This window comes from Duganella sp. (assembly GCF_039595735.1).
Lineage (GTDB): Bacteria > Pseudomonadota > Gammaproteobacteria > Burkholderiales > Burkholderiaceae_D > Rugamonas.
In genome coordinates this window covers 24,273-41,413 of the sequence record NZ_JBCNLB010000006.1, presented here as the reverse complement: position 1 = coordinate 41,413, position 17,141 = coordinate 24,273, and the positions used below count along the sequence as shown (strand labels likewise).

14 protein-coding genes are annotated in these 17,141 nt (G+C 63.4%); 5 read left to right on the top strand and 9 right to left on the bottom strand.

What is annotated here, in order from left to right; genetic code table 11:
- Positions 1-49 precede the first annotated feature (49 nt).
- The 3 genes from ABDW57_RS13210 to ABDW57_RS13200 are packed head-to-tail and all read left to right on the top strand — an operon-like array spanning position 50 to position 5,321.
- On the top strand, positions 50-634 hold the full coding sequence (locus ABDW57_RS13210; protein ID WP_343730657.1) for a DUF2760 domain-containing protein: 585 nt from the start codon (positions 50-52) through the stop codon (positions 632-634).
- On the top strand, positions 631-2,478 hold the full coding sequence (locus ABDW57_RS13205) for an Hsp70 family protein (RefSeq protein WP_343730656.1): 1,848 nt from the start codon (positions 631-633) through the stop codon (positions 2,476-2,478). The genes ABDW57_RS13210 and ABDW57_RS13205 overlap by 4 nt, the downstream gene beginning before the upstream one ends.
- Positions 2,479-2,480: 2 nt before the next feature.
- Positions 2,481-5,321, top strand: a complete 2,841-nt coding sequence (locus ABDW57_RS13200; RefSeq protein WP_343730655.1) for an Hsp70 family protein — start codon at positions 2,481-2,483, stop codon at positions 5,319-5,321.
- Here the strand turns inward: ABDW57_RS13200 and ABDW57_RS13195 are convergent.
- The 9 genes from ABDW57_RS13195 to ABDW57_RS13155 all read right to left on the bottom strand — a co-directional run bounded on the left by ABDW57_RS13195 (position 5,305) and on the right by ABDW57_RS13155 (position 14,843).
- Positions 5,305-5,907, bottom strand: coding sequence for a tRNA-uridine aminocarboxypropyltransferase (locus ABDW57_RS13195; protein WP_343730654.1), 603 nt, complete (start codon positions 5,905-5,907; stop codon positions 5,305-5,307). The two genes, ABDW57_RS13200 and ABDW57_RS13195, sit on opposite strands and share 17 nt — an antisense overlap.
- Positions 5,908-5,922: 15 nt before the next feature.
- Positions 5,923-7,629, bottom strand: coding sequence for a methyl-accepting chemotaxis protein (locus tag ABDW57_RS13190; protein WP_343730653.1), 1,707 nt, complete (start codon positions 7,627-7,629; stop codon positions 5,923-5,925).
- A 103-nt stretch (positions 7,630-7,732) separates the two neighbouring features.
- Positions 7,733-8,587 carry a type VI secretion system protein TssA gene (tssA, locus tag ABDW57_RS13185; protein ID WP_343730652.1) on the bottom strand — a complete coding sequence of 285 codons (855 nt, stop codon included), beginning with the start codon at positions 8,585-8,587 and terminating at the stop codon, positions 7,733-7,735.
- Positions 8,588-8,596: 9 nt separating this feature from the next.
- Entirely contained in the window at positions 8,597-11,173 is a 2,577-nt protein-coding gene (tssH, locus tag ABDW57_RS13180; RefSeq protein ID WP_343730651.1) for a type VI secretion system ATPase TssH, read from the bottom strand.
- Positions 11,170-11,631, bottom strand: a complete 462-nt coding sequence (gene tssE, locus ABDW57_RS13175) for a type VI secretion system baseplate subunit TssE (RefSeq protein WP_343730650.1) — start codon at positions 11,629-11,631, stop codon at positions 11,170-11,172. The genes tssH and tssE overlap by 4 nt, the downstream gene beginning before the upstream one ends.
- A 94-nt stretch (positions 11,632-11,725) precedes the next feature.
- On the bottom strand, positions 11,726-12,217 hold the full coding sequence (locus ABDW57_RS13170) for a type VI secretion system tube protein Hcp (RefSeq protein ID WP_343730649.1): 492 nt from the start codon (positions 12,215-12,217) through the stop codon (positions 11,726-11,728).
- A 27-nt stretch (positions 12,218-12,244) separates the two neighbouring features.
- The gene (tssC, locus tag ABDW57_RS13165) at positions 12,245-13,729 is read right to left on the bottom strand and encodes a type VI secretion system contractile sheath large subunit (protein WP_343730648.1); all 1,485 of its coding nucleotides are present in this window, start codon (positions 13,727-13,729) and stop codon (positions 12,245-12,247) included.
- A gap of 1 nt (position 13,730) precedes the next feature.
- The gene (gene tssB / locus ABDW57_RS13160) at positions 13,731-14,231 is read right to left on the bottom strand and encodes a type VI secretion system contractile sheath small subunit (protein WP_343730647.1); all 501 of its coding nucleotides are present in this window, start codon (positions 14,229-14,231) and stop codon (positions 13,731-13,733) included.
- Positions 14,232-14,240: 9 nt separating this feature from the next.
- Complete coding sequence (locus tag ABDW57_RS13155; RefSeq protein ID WP_343730646.1) at positions 14,241-14,843, bottom strand: hypothetical protein; 603 nt, start codon at positions 14,841-14,843, stop codon at positions 14,241-14,243.
- Positions 14,844-15,014: 171 nt separating this feature from the next.
- On the opposite strand from ABDW57_RS13155, the gene tssK reads away from it, so the two are divergent.
- The gene (gene tssK, locus ABDW57_RS13150; protein WP_343730645.1) at positions 15,015-16,361 is read left to right on the top strand and encodes a type VI secretion system baseplate subunit TssK; all 1,347 of its coding nucleotides are present in this window, start codon (positions 15,015-15,017) and stop codon (positions 16,359-16,361) included.
- Entirely contained in the window at positions 16,358-17,140 is a 783-nt protein-coding gene (gene icmH, locus ABDW57_RS13145) for a type IVB secretion system protein IcmH/DotU (RefSeq protein ID WP_343730644.1), read from the top strand. The genes tssK and icmH overlap by 4 nt, the downstream gene beginning before the upstream one ends.
- The last annotated feature ends 1 nt before the right edge of the window (position 17,141 follow it).

Genomic DNA, 17,141 nt, shown 5'->3' with positions numbered 1-17,141 from the left:
CACGCGCGCCCGGCGCAGCGTTCGGCAACCTTACACAGTGAGTAAATACATGACCAATTCGAGCCAACCTTTGCCGTCTTTCTTCAGCCGGATTTCGATCGCGATCGGCGCTTTCTTCCGTGCCCTGTCCGACGCTGAATACGCGGCCCGCCTGACCCGCATCGACGATGCGCCGCAGCCAGCCGCCGCGCCAGTCGCCCCGGCGCCTGCTCCAGCCCCAGTACCTGCACCGGCTCCGGTGACCTTGCGTGTCGCCACGCCTGACGCTGCGCTGCAGCTGCTGTCCCTGTTCCAGCGCGAAGCCCGCCTGATCGACTTCACGCAAGAAAACCTGTCCGCCTACTCGGACGCCGACATCGGCGCCGCCGCGCGCGTGGTGCATGAAGGCTGCGCCAAGGTGCTGAAAGAGCACTTCACCATCCAGCCGGTGCGCAGCGAAGCCGAAGGCAGCCGCATCGAACTGCCGGAAGGCTTTGACGCCGCCGCAGTGCGCCTGACCGGCAACGTGGTCGGCAAAGCGCCGTTCAAGGGCACGCTGAGCCACCGCGGCTGGCGCTCGGCCGAAGTGCGCCTGCCGAAACTGGCGGAAGCGCACGACGCCGCCATCCTGGCGCCGGCGGAGGTGGAACTGTGAGCGATCCCCGTTACGCCATCGGCATCGACCTTGGCACCACGCACAGCGCGCTGTCGTATGTGAATCTGCAAACCAGCGACGGCGAGAAAACCCAGCACGGCGTGCTGGCCATCCCGCAGCTGACCGCACCGGGCACGATCGAAGAACTGCCGCTGCTGCCTTCCTTCCTCTACCTGCCGCACGCCGACGAGCTGGCGCCTGGCGAGAACAATCTGCCGTGGCAGCAAAGCGCGCAGGAACTGACCGGCGTGGCCGGCGAGATGGCGCGCAGCCGTGGCGCCACCACGCCGATTCGCCTGGTCTCCAGCGCCAAGAGCTGGTTGAGCCATCCGGGTGTGGATCGACGCTCCGCCCTGCTGCCGAACGACGCGCCGGAAGAAGTGCAGCGCGTGTCGCCGCTGGAAGCCTCGACCCGTTACCTGACCCACCTGCGCAAGGCCTGGGAGCAGGCGCACCCGGAAGCGCCGTTTGGCGAGCAGGCCGTGACGGTGACGATTCCCGCATCCTTCGATCCGGGCGCACGGGAACTGACAGCCGACGCCGCACGCGCCGCCGGCTACACCAATCTCACCCTGCTGGAAGAGCCGCAGGCGGCCTTGTACAGCTGGATTCAGGGTAGCGAAGGCCGCTGGCGCAAGGAGGTCAAGCCGGGCGACATCATCCTGGTGGTGGACGTGGGCGGCGGCACCAGCGACTTTTCGCTGATCGCCGTGCTGGAACGCGATGGCGTGCTGGAACCGCACCGCATCGCCGTGGGCGACCACATTCTGCTCGGCGGCGACAATATGGATCTGGCGCTGGCGCACCTCGTCGCACGCAAGCTGGCCGCCAACGGCACGCAGCTGGATGCATGGCAGATGCGCGCGCTGACCTATGGCTGCCGCACTGCCAAGGAAAAGCTGCTGGCCGATGAAACCGTGGCCACCTGGCCTATCGTGGTGCCGAGCCGTGGCTCGAAACTGATCGGCGGTTCGATCCGCACCGAGCTGACGCGCGAAGAAGTGTCGGCGTTTATTCTCGACGGCTTCTTCCCGCAAGTGGAAGCATCGGCGCGTCCGGCCGTGCGCCAGCGTGCGGGCCTGACGCAGCTTGGCCTGCCGTATGCGCAGGATGCCGGCATCACGCGCCATCTGGCCGCGTTCCTGGCGCGTCAGGTTGGCGCGACGGCGGAACTGGAAGGCTACGCCGGCAAGCAAAACGCCGATGCGACCTTCCTGCATCCGACTGCGGTGCTGTTCAACGGAGGCGTATTCAAGTCGGACCTGCTGGCGCAGCGCATCATGGGCACCATCAACGACTGGCTGTATCTGGAAGGCGCCGAGCCTGCGCGCATGCTGGGCGGCGCCGATCTGGATCTGGCGGTAGCGCGCGGCGCGGCTTATTACAGCTACGTGCGGCGCGGCAGCGGTGTGCGCATCCGCGGTGGTACGGCACGTTCGTACTATGTGGCGATCGAATCGGCCATGCCGGCGATTCCCGGCATGGAACCGCCGATTCAGGCACTGTGCGTGGCGCCGTTCGGCATGGAGGAAGGCAGCGAGATCGAGTTGCCAAATCAGGAGTTTGGTCTGGTGGTGGGGGAGCCGGTGCAGTTCCGCTTTTTTGGTTCGTCGGTGCGACGTCAGGATCAGATTGGCGATCTGCTGGACTTCTGGGGTCCGGATGAGCTGATCGAGATGAACGAGATTCAGGCGAATCTGTCGCCGGAAGGCCGTCAGGCCGGCGACGTGGTGCAGGTGCGCCTGCATGCGATGGCGACGGAATCCGGCACGCTGGAACTGGCCGCTGTGGCGAATGATGGCCAGCGCTGGAAGGTGGAGTTTGACGTTCGTTCCGCCGCCTGAACATGAGCAAGTACGTCGTCAGCATCGATCTGGGCACCACCAATACGGTGATGGCCTACGCGGAAGCCGGCAGCGGCGAGATTCGGTTATTCGAAATCGATCAGCTGACGGCGCCCGGCGAGATTGGTGCGGCGGCGCTGCTGCCGTCCTTGCGCTATCACCCGGCCGATGGCGAGCTGGCGGATGGTGAGTTGCAGTTGCCATGGCCATCCGATGAGCCGGCGGTGATTGGCGTCCTGGCGCGCAAGCTGGGCGCGCAGGTGCCGGGACGTTTGGTGGCCAGTGCCAAGAGTTGGCTCTCGCATCCACAGGTGGATCGCATGGCGCCGATTCTGCCGTGGGGCGCGGAGGCCAATGTGGTCAAGGTGTCGCCGGTGGCGGCCAGTGCTTCATATCTGGCGCATTTGCGGTCCGCGTGGAATGCGCGCTTTGCGGCGCACCCACTGGAAAAGCAGCAAATAGTCTTAACCATTCCCGCCTCGTTTGATGAGGGAGCGCGAGCGCTGACGCTGGAAGCGGCGCGCATGGCGGGATTGCCGTCGTTGCGGTTGCTGGAAGAGCCGCAGGCGGCGTTTTATGACTGGCTGTATCGTCAGCGTGATGCGTTGGGCGAGCAGCTGGCAGATACGCGCCTGGTGCTGGTGTGCGATGTCGGCGGCGGCACCACGGACTTCAGCCTGATGAAAGTCGACGCCGGCGCCGCAGGCCAGCCGGCCATCAGCCGCATTGGCGTCGGCAACCACCTGATCCTCGGCGGCGACAACATGGACCTGGCCCTTGCCCACCTGGTCGAATCGCGCATGGGCGCGGCGGCCGGCGGCGCGCAGCCGCGCTTGTCGGCCAGCCGGCTGGCGCAGTTGGCGGAGCGCTGCCGGGCGGCGAAGGAGTTGCTGCTGGCGGCGGACGCGCCTGACCGCACCACAGTCACACTGCTGGGCGCAGGCTCGAAGCTGATCGGCGGCTCACGCTCGGCCGAATTGACGCGCGATGAAGTGGCCGCCCTCGTAGTGGACGGCTTCTTCCCGCTGAACGAAGCGCAGGAGCCAGCCAGACGCGCGCGCGGCGGCATCGTCGAATTCGGCCTGCCCTACGCCAGCGATGCCGCCATCACGCGCCATCTTGCAGACTTTCTGCGCCAGCATGGCGCCGCCGCGCGCGAGGCACTCGGCCTTCCCGCCGACAGCACCACAGTCCCGGTCCCGGACACCCTGCTGCTGAACGGCGGCGTCTTCCGCGCCGACGCCCTCGCGCGCCGCCTGGAAGCCGCACTCGCAGGCTGGCGCCAACAACCGCTGCGCGTTCTGCACAACGACAATCCCGACGTCGCCGTCGCACGCGGCGGCGTCGCCTATGCCCTCGGACAATCCGGCCAGGCGCCAGTGATTGGCGGCGGCTCCGCCCGCAGCTACTTCCTGCTGCTGGACGACAGCGGCCCGGCCGACAAGCCACGCCGCGCCATCTGCATCCTGCCGCGCGGCGCCGCCGAAGGTCGCGAACAATTGCTGGCCGGCCGCAGCTTCGCGCTGCGTCTTGGCCGGCCGGTGCGCTTCCACCTGGCCTCCGCCACCGCCGAAGCGCCACAAGCCGGCGACTTGGTCGACTTGCAGCCCGACGAATACATTCAGTTGCCGCCCATCGCCACCGTCCTGCGCGACAGCAGCGCCGCCGACGCCCGCAAGGAAATCCCGGTCCAACTGGCTGCCACGCTGAGCGAAGTCGGCACACTGGAAGTCCACTGCGTCGCCAAAGAAGACCAGCAACGCTGGCTGCTGGAATTCCAGCTGCGTGGCGACACCACACCCGAAGCCCCCGATGAAGCGCCTATGCCCGCCGGCCTCGCCGCCGCCATCGAAAAAATCGACCGCATCTTCGGCAGCCGCGCGCAGCAGGTCGACATCAAGGAAGTAAAACAACTGCGCGCCCAACTCGAACACCTGCTGGGCAGCCGCGAAAGCTGGACCACGCCCGTGCTGCGCCGCCTGTTCGACACCCTGATGGAACGCGCCAAAGGGCGCCGCCGCTCGTCTGAACACGAACGCGCATGGCTCAACCTGAGCGGCTACTGCCTGCGCCCGGGCTTCGGCTACGCGCTCGACGAATGGCGCATCGAACAGCTATGGAGCATGTTCGAGACTGGCGTACAAAACCATAAGGACGCGCAGGTCTGCGCCGAATGGTGGACGCTGTGGCGCCGCGTCTCTGGCGGCTTAAGCGTGGAAGCGCAACTGCGCGTGCTGGACGATTTTGCCTTCAACGTCCAGGCCGATGCCGCAGAGCGCGGCCGCCGTCCCGTCACGCTGGTCAACGGCAGCGAAGAAGACATGCTGCGCCTGGGCGCATCGCTGGAACGCATCCCCGGCAACTACAAGGCCGAAATCGGCGCGTGGATGCTGGGCCAGCTGCACAAGGCCACCAAGGCCGCAGGCAAAGCCGCCGCCGACAAGACCCGCAACGGCGCCGCCAGCCTGGCCAAGGCCGAGGCCACGCAAGGGCGCTTCCTGTGGGGCCTGAGCCGCGTCGGTGCGCGCCAGCCCTTCCACGGCAGCGCGCACGATGTGGTGGACACCGCCACCGTCGAACAATGGCTGGACGCGGTGCTGGCACTGGACTGGAAAAAGGTGGAGCCGGCTGGCTTCGCCGCATCTCACCTTGCCCGCATGACCGGCGACCGCTCGCGCGACATCAACGAAACCCTGCGTGCCGAAGTGCTGCGCCGCCTGAACGCCGTCGGCGCGCCGGCCAACTGGAGCGCCATGGTGCGCGAGGTCGCGCAGCTCGACCAGGCCGACGAAAAACGCATGCTGGGTGACGCCCTGCCGCCCGGCCTTAAACTGATCGCCTGACGTAACTGGCCTGCTGCGCGACAAAGCCATCGAAGGCGTCGATCAGCGGATTGAATTTATTTATATCGTTTTCCAGCTGCGCCAGCGCGTACACCGTGGCTTCCAGCGTGGACAGCTGATCCGGCAAATGCGCCTTGCGGATCAGGTAGTGCGACGGCGGCGTATCGCGCAGCGGCAGTCGTGGCAAGGTTTGCAGCAGCGGATTCAGATACAGCATTTTGCGGCTCTTGCGCCATGTACCGTCCAGCACCACCAGGCGCAGCGGCTCGTTGAGCCACGCTGCATCGAACCGTTCGGACTTCTGCTCCGTCTCCGGATACAGCAGCACATTGCGGCGGTCCGGCGATAGCAGCGACTGCAGGTGCTCCGGCTCAAACGTCTCGCCCACTTCCAGCCGGCTATTGGACAAACTCATATGCAGCAAACGCGCGCTGTTCTTGGCATTGCTGACTTCCATGGGATGTTGAAGTATCAGCACTTCTACCTGATTAGGCAGCGCAGTCACCCAGCGGCATATGCAGGTCTGCTGCGGACGAAGGCACGCGGCGCATATTGCGCGCCGCGTGGATGGATGGGCGGTATTCATAGACCGCCATTGTACTTAGAACTCTTCCCAGTCGCCCGATTCGTTGGCGGTGGCGACGGCCTTGCGTGGCGCCGCTGCAGGCGCGGCCGCCGGTTTTGGCGCAGCCACCGCCGGCGTACGGCGCGCCGGCACCTTGGCACGCACCGGCGCCGCAGCCCGCGGCAAAGCAGGCGTGGAATACGCAGGATCGAGCTTGAACACGCTGACCACATCCGCCAGCTTGGCCGACTGCTCCTGCATTGACTCCGCCGCCGCAGCCGCCTGCTCAACCAGCGCCGCATTCTGCTGCGTCACCTGATCCATTTGCGTGATGGCGTCATTGACCTGGGCGATGCCGATGCTCTGCTCTTCGCTGGCATTGCTAATCTGCGTCATGATCTGCGTCACGCGGCTGATGCTCTGCACGATTTCATCCATCGTCTGGCCGGCCTTGTCGACCAGCTCTGAGCCCATCTGCACCTTCTGCACCGAGTCATCGATCAGGCCCTTGATGTCCTTGGCGGCCGATGCGGAACGCTGGGCCAGATTGCGCACCTCCGATGCCACCACCGCAAAGCCGCGCCCCTGTTCACCAGCGCGCGCGGCCTCCACTGCCGCGTTCAGCGCCAGGATATTGGTCTGGAAGGCGATGCCGTCGATGACCGAAATAATATCCACGATCTTGCGCGACGAATCGTTGATCGAGCCCATGGTGTTGACCACCTCGCCCACCACCGAACCGCCACGGCTGGCAATCTCCGATGCGCTGATCGCCAACTCATTGGCCTGCCGCGCATTCTCGGCATTGAAGCGCACCGTGGAAGTCAGCTCCTCCATCGACGACGCGGTTTCTTCCAGCGAGCTGGCTTGCTCCTCGGTGCGCGAAGACAGATCCTGATTCCCGGCAGCGATCTCGGTGGACGCTGTCGCCATCAAGTCGGTGCCGTTGCGTACCTGGCCGACGATGTTGACCAGATTGGCGTTCATGGTTTTCAGTGCGTTCATCAACTGGCCGGTTTCGTCGCTGCTGTTGACCTGGATGTCGCTGGTCAGGTCGCCCGACGATACCGTCTCCGCCACCTTCACGGCCTCATTGATCGGGCGTGTGATGGTGCGCGTGATCCACCATGCGGCCACCACGCCCAGCACAATCGCGGCCACGCCCAGCATGATCAGCAGCATGCGGCCGCTCTTATATTGTTCTTGAATCTGGGTCGCCGTTTCGTCCAGCGAGGCGGCCTGCTTGTCGGAGAAGGTCTTGAGCGCGGCCAGATAGCGAATGCGGCTCTGGGTCATGTCGCCTTCGTAGATTCTGGTGGCGCCTTCCATGTCGCCCGCGTTCTTGGCGGTGAAGACGGCCTTGCGGAAATCGGTGTAGGCTTTGCGCGTTTCCAGCACCTGTTTGAAGGCTGGCTTGAGATCATCGTCGTCGATGTTGGCGCCGATCTGGTCCTGGATCTGGGTGGCGCGGCCGGAGGATTCGGCCATCAGGGCTTCCAGCTTTTTCTGGTCGGCGGGATCACGCACCATGAATGCGCCAGTGGTGCGGGCGGCATTGACTTCGATGATCTTGCCCCATTCCGCGATCAGGCGTTCGTCGCGGATCTTCACGTTGATCATCTCGTCGGTCATGGCGCTGGCGCCGCTCAGACGCAGCAGGCCAATCGCGGTCATCGCAATCAGCAGTAACAGGATAAGCGAGAAGCCGAAGCCGAGACGGGTACCGATCTTGAGATTGTTCATAGCTGACTCCCTAGCTAAAAGTCTGGATTGTCCAGTTCATGCTAGCACTATTTGTCCACAATCTATAGCTTCAAAAGAAACTATTTGCGCTGCGCCGCAGCATTCATTCCATAGTCGGAGGCGTCCCCAATAATTCTTCCACGCCGGCGATGGCGGCAGGGTCCTTGAGCACCGCGCGCAGCCATACATGCAGCGGCATCTCGCCCCAGCTGGCGGCCCGATCGGCCAGGTAAGCGACCGGGCTGTGCGGCTCGGTGCGGCGGAAGAACTCCGCTATCAGGCGCAGTTGCTGCAGGGCCTGCGCGCGATCCTGCAAGGCAGCGCCGGGTTGCATGGCAACGCTACCAACAGTGGCTGCCGCCCCTTCGGCAACCGTGACAAAATGACTATGCGGCGCGAGATTGCGGATCACGGCCTGCAAGGCCTCCCTGGCTGGCGTGAAACCGGGACCATCTGCGCCTAGTTGCGTATCTACCACGCATTCCAGTTGACTCAGCGCGTTGAGGCAGAATTCGGCGTCGGCCAGCGCTGGCGCGGCGCACTCCTGCACCAGTGCCGGAGTGCGCGTCAGCAGCCAAAAAAGGTTGCCGCTGCGCTGGTCGTAATCGCCGTCATCGACCAAGGGATACAAATCGGTCCAGTATCGTTCGCACAATCCGGCCAGCAGCGCATAGCCCTCGCCCAAGCCGCGCAGGCCGCGCGTTCTGGCCTGGGCTTCGGTCAGCCATGCGGCCAACCGCAGATCCTTGCTGCGTGTAGCAATCAGTTGGGCGCAGCGGCTGGCCACGAACGGCCAGTCGGCTTCTTTCAGGACGGTCGCCCATTCTCCCTGGTCCAGCGTGGGATCGTCATGCTGGCGCGCTTGCGCCACCTCGTCCACTTCGCGGCTGAAGGACAGATCTTCGCCGCAGCGCTGTCCGGCGCTGATCGGTTGCAGCAGTTGTTCGATACTGAGCATGGACCTCTCCTATTTGACGGTGTATTTGAATTGGCCCTTGCTGTTGGCGCCGACCTTGATGCGGCTGATCGGCTGCTCCTGCGCCATCTTCTCCAGGACTGCCTGCGCAATCTCGGGCAGCAACGTGCCATTCAGGATATGGTCGACATTGCGGGCGCCGGAATCGACTTCGGTGCAACGCGCCAGCACCGCGTCCACCAGCGACGGCTCCCAGCTGAAGTCCGCATGGTGGTGGTGCTGGATGCGCTGGGCGATGCGCGCGAGTTTCAGTGCGATGATCTGCGCCAGCACTTCGTCCTGTATCGGATAGTACGGCGCTACTTTTACGCGGCCGAGGAAGGCCGGCTTGAAGTGCTTGATCAGCTGGGGGCGCAGCAGCTGTTCCAGTTCTTCCGGCAATGGCGGCGTGTCCTTGTTCAGGCAAGCCTGCATGATGGTGGCCGAACCGGCGTTGGCGGTAGCGATGATGATGGTGTTGCGGAAGTCGATCTCACGCCCTTCCGCATCGTCCATCACGCCCTTGTCGAACACCTGGAAGAACAGCTCCAGCACATCCGGATGGGCTTTTTCTATTTCGTCCAGCAGCACCACGCTGTAGGGATTGCGGCGCACGGCCTCGGTCAGCACACCGCCTTGTCCGTAGCCGACGTAACCCGGCGGCGAGCCTTTCAGGCCGGAGACGCTGTGCGCTTCCTGATATTCGCTCATGTTGATGGTGATGAGTTTGCGCTCGCCGCCGTAGAGCAGATCGGCCAGCGCCAGCGCGGTTTCGGTCTTGCCGACGCCGGAGGGGCCAACAAACAGGAACACGCCTTTCGGCTTGTTCGGATCATCGAGGCTGGCGCGCGCAGTCCGCACCCGCTGCGCCACCACGGCGATGGCGTGCGGTTGGCCGAGGATGCGCGCCTGCAGCGCGTCCTGCAAGGACAGCACACTGCGGATCTCGTCCTTGATCATCTTCCCGAGCGGGATACCGGTCCAGCCGGAGACAATGGCAGCCACTGCGGCGCCATCCACTTCCAGCGGCACCATCGGTGTTTCGCCTTGCAGCGCGGTGAGCTCCTCCTTCAGCGCGCGCACCTCGGCGTCGCGGTTGCCCTCCGCGCGCTGGCGCAGGATGGCGGCGACAATGGCCTGTTCGCGTTGCCAGCGTTCGGTGTGCTGGGCATGCTCCTCCATGAAAGCGGCATGCGCAGCCTGCAGCTGCTGCAGGCGCTGATACTGCGCCATGCCGCCCTCCTCTCGCTGCAGAGCCGTTATCTCGACCGCAATGCGTTCCATCTGCCTGGCCGCATCTTCCAGCAAGGCTGGGGTGCCGCTTTGCGCCAGCGCTACGCGCGCGCAAGCCGTATCGAGCACGCTGACCGCCTTGTCGGGCAGTTGGCGGCCGCTGATGTAGCGATGCGACAGGCGTACTGCCTCCGTCACTGCTTCGTCCCTGATACGCACGCCGAAGTGCCGTTCCATCAAGGCTGCCATCGCGCGCAGCATGGCGCTGGCGATGTCTTCGCTTGGCTCCTCCACCTTGACGACCTGGAAGCGCCGCGCCAGCGCCGCATCCTTTTCAAAATACTTTTTATATTCGCTCCACGTTGTCGCGGCAACCGTGCGCAGCTCGCCACGCGCCAAGGCTGGCTTGAGCAGGTTGGCGGCATCGTTCTGGCCCGCTGTGCCGCCGGCGCCGATGATGGTGTGGGCTTCATCAATGAACAGGATGATGGCGCGCGGGCTTTGCCGGACTTCGTCGATGACGTTCTTCAGGCGGTTTTCAAACTCGCCCTTGACGCTGGCACCAGCCTGCAGCAGGCCCATGTCCAGCGTATGGATCTCCATTTCTTTGAGGGCCGAGGGCACGTCGCCCGACGCGATGCGCAGCGCCAGGCCTTCCACCACGGCTGTCTTGCCGACGCCGGCCTCGCCGGTCAGGATCGGGTTGTTCTGCCGGCGGCGCAACAGGATGTCCACCACCTGTCGGATTTCCGCCTCGCGCCCGATGACCGGATCAAGCCTGCCGTCGCGCGCGAGCTGCGTCAGGCTGGTGGTGTACTGATCCAGCGCCGGCAAGCGCGCGCTGCCGGCAAGCGGTGCGGCGGCGGTCGCGGGGGCGGCGGTCGTCTCTTCCTGCGAACCATGCGTGTATTTCTCCAGTTGATGTTTGACTTCGTCGATGGGAATTTTGGCGAACTGCCGGGAAGCGCGCAGTGCCAGCTGCTCCAGTTCCGGCTCGTTGAGCAGCGCGATCAGCAGGTGCCCGCTGCGGATCTGATCGGGCGGCGTAGCGAGAGAGGCAATCAGCCAGGCATGTTCCAGCAGCAGCGGCAGATAGCGCGAAAACACCGGCGTACGCGTGCTGCCGCCCTTGAACTGGCTGACTTCCTGGTGCAGGTCCGCTTCCAGCGCTTCCACATTCACGCCCGCCTGCTGCGCGATCAGCATAAGGTCGCAGCGCGGCTGTTCCAGCAAGGCCAGCAGCAGATGTTCGATATCGACTTCGTAGTGTCCCAGCGCGACGCAAATGCTGGCGGCGCGGGTGGCCGCCTGGCGCGTGGTGTCATTCAGCTTGCCGATCAGGGATTTCAGGTTCATTTGCGGCCTCCGCGTGCGCTGCGATTGATTGAATAATGCAGCGATGACGGTTGCAGCACCGCGTCAAAGCTGACAGCTTCGGTGTGTGGCAATCCGGCCAGCGTGCCGTAGATGACAAAGCGCACGCGATTGATGGTGCCGGGTTCGTGCTCCAGGCGGGCCTGCACATTGCGCAGGCGCGGCTCATACCGTTCGATGGCAGCTTTCAGCGCGGCGCAAACGCGGCCGCGGTCTTCGCTGCTGCTCAGGCACATGCCGGCAAAGTCCCCCAGGCCGTAGTTGGCGATGGAACGCGCGCATTCGGGATAGGCGCGCATCAGTTGTTCCGGCAGCGCGCAACGGGTGTTCAGCAAGTCCTCCAGATCGCGTGCCACGCTGTCCTTGAGCTGTTCCAGCGACACACGGGGCGAGGCCGCGCCGAGCAAACGGTCCAGCAGGCCGGGAGTAAAGCCATTCATGCCGTGCTTTCGAAAAAGAGCCAGGCCAGGCCGGCCTGGCTAAAACGCGCCGCGACGGTTCGCCACGAAGACCGCTGCAGGCGCGCGGGAGTGATCAGACAATGCGATTGGTGGCCAGGTCCCAGCCGCCGGAGGTGTTGCCACCGGCGCCGCCGCTGATTTTCTGCTGGGTGTACTTCCACTTGATCTTGGAGAACTTGAAGGCGACGTCTTCGCTCAGGATGTCGCCTTCTTCCACTGCCGGAGAGACGGCGCCGATCAGCACATTCTCGATTTCGATTTCGTAGTACTTCACGCGCTCGCCCTGGGCGTCCGCGCGCATGAATTCAAACTTGGCCTTGGGGATGGTGCGGCCGGCCGAACAGGTCTGCAGCAGTATCGGAGAAGACAAATCCGCCAGCTTGGAGATGACGATGTCCCGATGCTCGCAGCGCTCCGCCGTATGACCACCACTGGTGGAAGCGGTGGCGGACTTGGGCTGCTCCACACCAAAGCTGACGGATTTGCATTCGATCCAGTCCTTGTGGCGGTCGTCATTCGACTCGCCCTTGATGCCATCAATATACAGATAAACGTCGATTGCCATTGCATGCTCCTCTGGGTTGTTGGGGGATCAGTAGTTGGTCGACTGTGGCAGCTCCGCGACCAAACGGAGTGAAACGGAAAGTTCATCCAGCTGGAAGTGCGGGCGCAGGAAGGACACCGCACGGAACACGCCCGGCCGTCCCGCCACTTCGTGCACCTGTACCGACGCCTCGCGCAGCGGGAACTGGGCTTTCTGTTCCTGGCTGGCGTTATCGTCCAGCAGGACGTACTTCATCAGCCAGCGGTTGAGGAAGTCTTCGACGTTGGCGGCGGAAGCAAAGCTGCCCACTTTGTCGCGCATCATGGCCTTCATGTAGTGCGCAATGCGCGACACGGCAAAGATGTACTGCAGCTGCGAAGACAACACGGCGTTGGCATTGGCGGCCTCCGAGCTGTACTTGCGCGCCTTCTGCGCCGACTGTGCGCCGAAGAAGGCTGCGTAAGCAGTATTCTTGCAGTGAACCAGCGAGATGAAACCGAGATCGCTCAGTTCCTTCTCACGACGGTCGGTAATGGCGACTTCGGTCGGGCATTTGAGGGCCACCTCGCCTTCGTCAGTCTTGAAGGTGTGGGTGGGCAGGTCGTCCACCAGGCCGCCGCCCTCGACGCCGCGAATCGCCGCGCACCAGCCAAAATCGTCAAAAGCCTTGGTCAGCCTGGCGCCGAAGGCGTAGGCGGCGTTGCACCACAAGTATTTCTGGTGGTCGGTGCCGTCGACTTCCTCGACAAAATTAAAGCCTTCCACCGTAGTGCCATCCACCGGGTTGAATGGCAGGCGGCCGAGGAAACGCGGCAGCGTCAGGCCGACATAGCGCGCATCTTCGGATTCACGGAAGGCCTTCCATTTGGCGTATTCCACGGTGTCGAACACTTTCGACAGGTCGCGCGGCCTGGACAGGTCGCCATAGCCTTCCAGTCCAAACAGCTCGGGCGAGGCGGCTGCGATGAACGGCGCGTGAGACGCTGCCGCCACATGCGACATCTGCTCAATAAAGTACATGTCCTCGGGCTGACGCGAGATTTCAAAATCCCCCAGCAGCGCCGCGTATGGCGCGCCGCCGAAAGTGCCAAATTCCTCTTCGTAGATCTTCTTGAACATGGCGCTCTGGTCGAATTCCAGGGCGGACTGGAAGTCTTTCACCAGTTCGCGCTTGGTGGCGTTGAGCATGCGGATCTTCAGCCCCTGGCCGGTGGCCGAATTCTTCACGAGGTAGTGCAGGCCGGTCCAGCTTTGCTCCAGCTTCTGGAAGGCCGGCGCATGCATGATGGCGCTCAGTTGACTGGAGATCAGGCGGTCCAGCTCCGCCACCCTGGCGTCCAGCATGGCCGACAGATTGTTGGAGACCACCACCGTGCCGTCCAGTACCTGATTCACCAGCTCAGTGATGATGTCCTTGGCACGCTCATGCTCGACGCTGGACTTGGCGACCTTGCTTTCTTCGACAATCCGGTCCAACAGGCTGGCGCCATCGACCGTTGCAGCTTCCTGCAGTTGGTTGAGTTGAGCTGACATGTCAATTCCCCCTGGCGTTTTTCAGGCTGGCCAGTTTGTCGGTGTTATTCAGCACATCGCTCAGGATGTCTTCCAGCTTGTCGTTCCCCGCCAGCTTGTTGCGCAGATCGGCCAGCTTGCCACGCGCCTCCAGCAGCAGGGCCAGCGGCGCCACCTGCTGTACCACCGACTCAGGACGGAAGTCATCCATCGACTTGAAACGCAGTTCGACGTTGAAGCTGCTGTCGTCGTTGTTGAGCTGATTCGGCACCTGGAAGCGCGCCACCGGCGCCACCCCGCCCAGCACTTCGTCGAAATTGCCGCTGTCGATGTTGACGAACTTGCGCTCTTTCAAACGCTTCTTCTCCACATCCGAACTGCCACCGAAGTCCCCCACCACCCCGACCACGAAGGGCAGCTCCTTGTTTTCCATTGCGTCGCCAATCTCCACGTCGTAAGTCATCTGCACGCGCGGTGGACGCACCTTGGTCAAGCGCTTTTGAATGCTGTCGCCATTAGCCATGTGAGCTCCTTATTTCAATCCGCCGAAGGGATCGCTGTTATTGGTCTGGTTGCTGGTTTTAGGCGATGCGCCGTTGGATGCCGCCGCTCCCTTCCTGGCAGGCGCCGGTGCCTGCGCCTTGCGCGGCACGCTCGCACCCGGCACCAGCACCTCTTCACCAAGGCTGGTGCGCAGCAGCCTGGCCAGGTCCTGCGCCTCGGAGCGCAAGGAGCCATTCAGGTTGTTTTGCTGGCTCAGATCCGACAACGCTTTGGTCGACAACCGCAAGCCGCTGACCGCAACGATGCTGTTACCCAGCTTGTCGTTGGGATCGCGCTGCAGTGCCTCCATCGCGTTGATGATCGCCTCGCCGTAGCTGGCGCGATCGAACTTCATCTGCGCCATGTGCAGCCAGGGCGTTTTATCGGCGGGATAATTGGCGGCGGCGGACTTCAGGATGGCCTGTGCCTTGTCGCCCTGGCCTGCGGCGAGTGCGGCGTCGGCATCGAGCAGCGCACGATCGAGTGTGACCGCTTGTGGTTTTTCGGCGCGGACGCTGGGGCCATCCGTCGCGCAGGCTGTCAGCAATAGCAGGCTGGCCACGCAAGGCAGCCAGGTTCTTGAAGTGCTCATTGGTTTCTCCTTTTGCGTAACCGGGTCGGGAAGATGGCCATTATTCCCGAATGCTTCTTGCACTGATTGCGCTTACGCAAGCGCTGTCTTGTTTTCTCTTTGCTTGCGCCGTCGCAAACAGCGGCTGCACCGCTTTCGTTCTAATGGAACGTCCATCAACCGGGAGACCTCATGAGCATTCCATCCAAGGTACTGTGGGGCGAAGGCCTGTTCCTGCGTCCGCAGCACTTCCAGCAGCAGGACCAATATCACGAAGCGCGTTTGCGGCACACCGTGCAGGCGCTGCACCCTTATCTTTGGGGCGTGCAATCGCTCAGTTGGGATCTCGATGCGCTCAAGGCGGGCAAGTTGCGGCTGGACGTCTTATCGCTGATCTTTCGCGACGGAGAAATCATCGACGCACCATCCAGCACACCGCTGCCGCCAGCGGTGGACTTGTCGCGCATTCCAGCCAACGTGCAGGAAGTGACGTGGTACGCCGCCCTTCCCTCGCTATCTCCCGGCGGCGGCAATATGGCCGCCCTGGATGAGCAGCACCATGGTGTGCGTTATCGCCAGACCAGCCGCGACATGGCCGATCTGTACACCCAGGCCGTGGAAACCCATGTCGATTTTCTCAAGAGCGCGGTACGGCTGCTGCCGGACCTGGAGCCGCTGGGCGCATTCGAAAGCCTGCCGGTGGTGCGTCTGCGGCGCATGGTCACCGGTGGGTTTGAGCCGGATCCGACCTTCATTCCCCCTGGCTTGTCGATCGCCAGCTCGCCGGTGCTCAAGGCGCAGCTGGATCGCCTGCTGGATGCGCTGCAAGCCAAGGTTCAATCGCTGCAAGGCCATATGCGCGAACCAAGCCGCAACGTGATCGAATTCCGTTCCGGAGACGTATCCTCGTTCTGGCTGCTGCACACCGTCAGCACCGCTGCCGCCGCCCTGATGCATTACGTGCGCAATCCTCAACTACATCCGGAACGGCTGTTCGAAACCCTGCTGTCGCTGGCCGGCGCCATGATGACTTATTCCAAACAGTACGCGCTGATCGATCTCCCTGCGTATCAGCATGAAGATCCCGCCCCGTGCTTCACGGCGCTGGACGACATCATCCGCGACCTGCTGGACACTGTCATCTCCACCAAGTACTTCTCGATTGCGCTCAGCGAGGACAAGCCCAGCTACCATCTCGGCAAACTTGATTCGGGCAAGATCGACCAGCGCACCACCCTGTACCTGGCCGTCAGCGCCGCGCTGCCGGCGCTTGAACTGGTGGAAGTCGTTCCGCTGCGGGTCAAGGTCGGTGCACCGGATGACGTGGAAAAATGCGTGCTGTCGGCCATGCCGGGCGTGAAGCTGACGCACGCGCCGCAAGTGCCGGCAGCCATTCCGGTTCAACCAGACACCTATTACTTCGCCCTGGAGGGTAAAGGCATGCTGTACGAACAAATGCTCAAAGCGCAGTCGATCTCAATCTACGTGCCATCCGGCATCCGCGACCTGCGCCTAAACCTGATTGCGGTGACGGCATGAGCATCCAGGTCGAACGCCGCGCCATTCCCACGCTGATGGGCGGTCAGCGCAAGCAGATCCAGGCCGGCTATGGCCACGTGAAAACCCTGCTGGATCTGCTGCAGGAAGGTTTCTACCTACTGTTCATGCTGAAGAACGGCAGCCTGCCGCCGGGTGAAGCGCCGTTTCTCGACACCGTCACCGCCTACCTGGCGGAATTCGACCGCGAGGCGCGTCAACTGCGCGCCAACGGCGAAGATATCGACGCCGCCAAGTACGCATTCTGCGCAGCGCTGGATGAAATCATTCTGTCCTCGCAGTTCCCGATGCGTACCGCGTGGGAGCGCCGTCCGCTGCAGCTGGTGATTTTTGGCGACCAGCTGGCCGGCGAACACTTCTTCGACCGGTTGGAAGCACTACGCAGCGCGGGCGGCGCACGGCTGCCAGCGCTGCAGGTATTTCATATGTGCCTGCTGATCGGCTTCCGCGGCAAGTATGCGTTGGACGCGAGCGACAAGCTGGCCTACCTGACCGCGCGCCTGGGCGACGAAATCGCCCACATGCAGGGCAAGAGCAAAGGCTTTGCACCGCAAGCAGAAAGGCCCGACCAGATTGTGCACAAGCTGCGCACCAACACCCCACTGTGGACGGTATCCGCAGTATTCTGCGTGATTGCGATGGCTGCCTATATTGGTCTGGAGGCTTCGCTGTCCGGCTCCACGCAGGATACGCTGGCTGCGTATTCAGAGCTGGTGAAACTGGCACCGCCACCCGCGCACGTCACTATCACGCTGCCTTAGG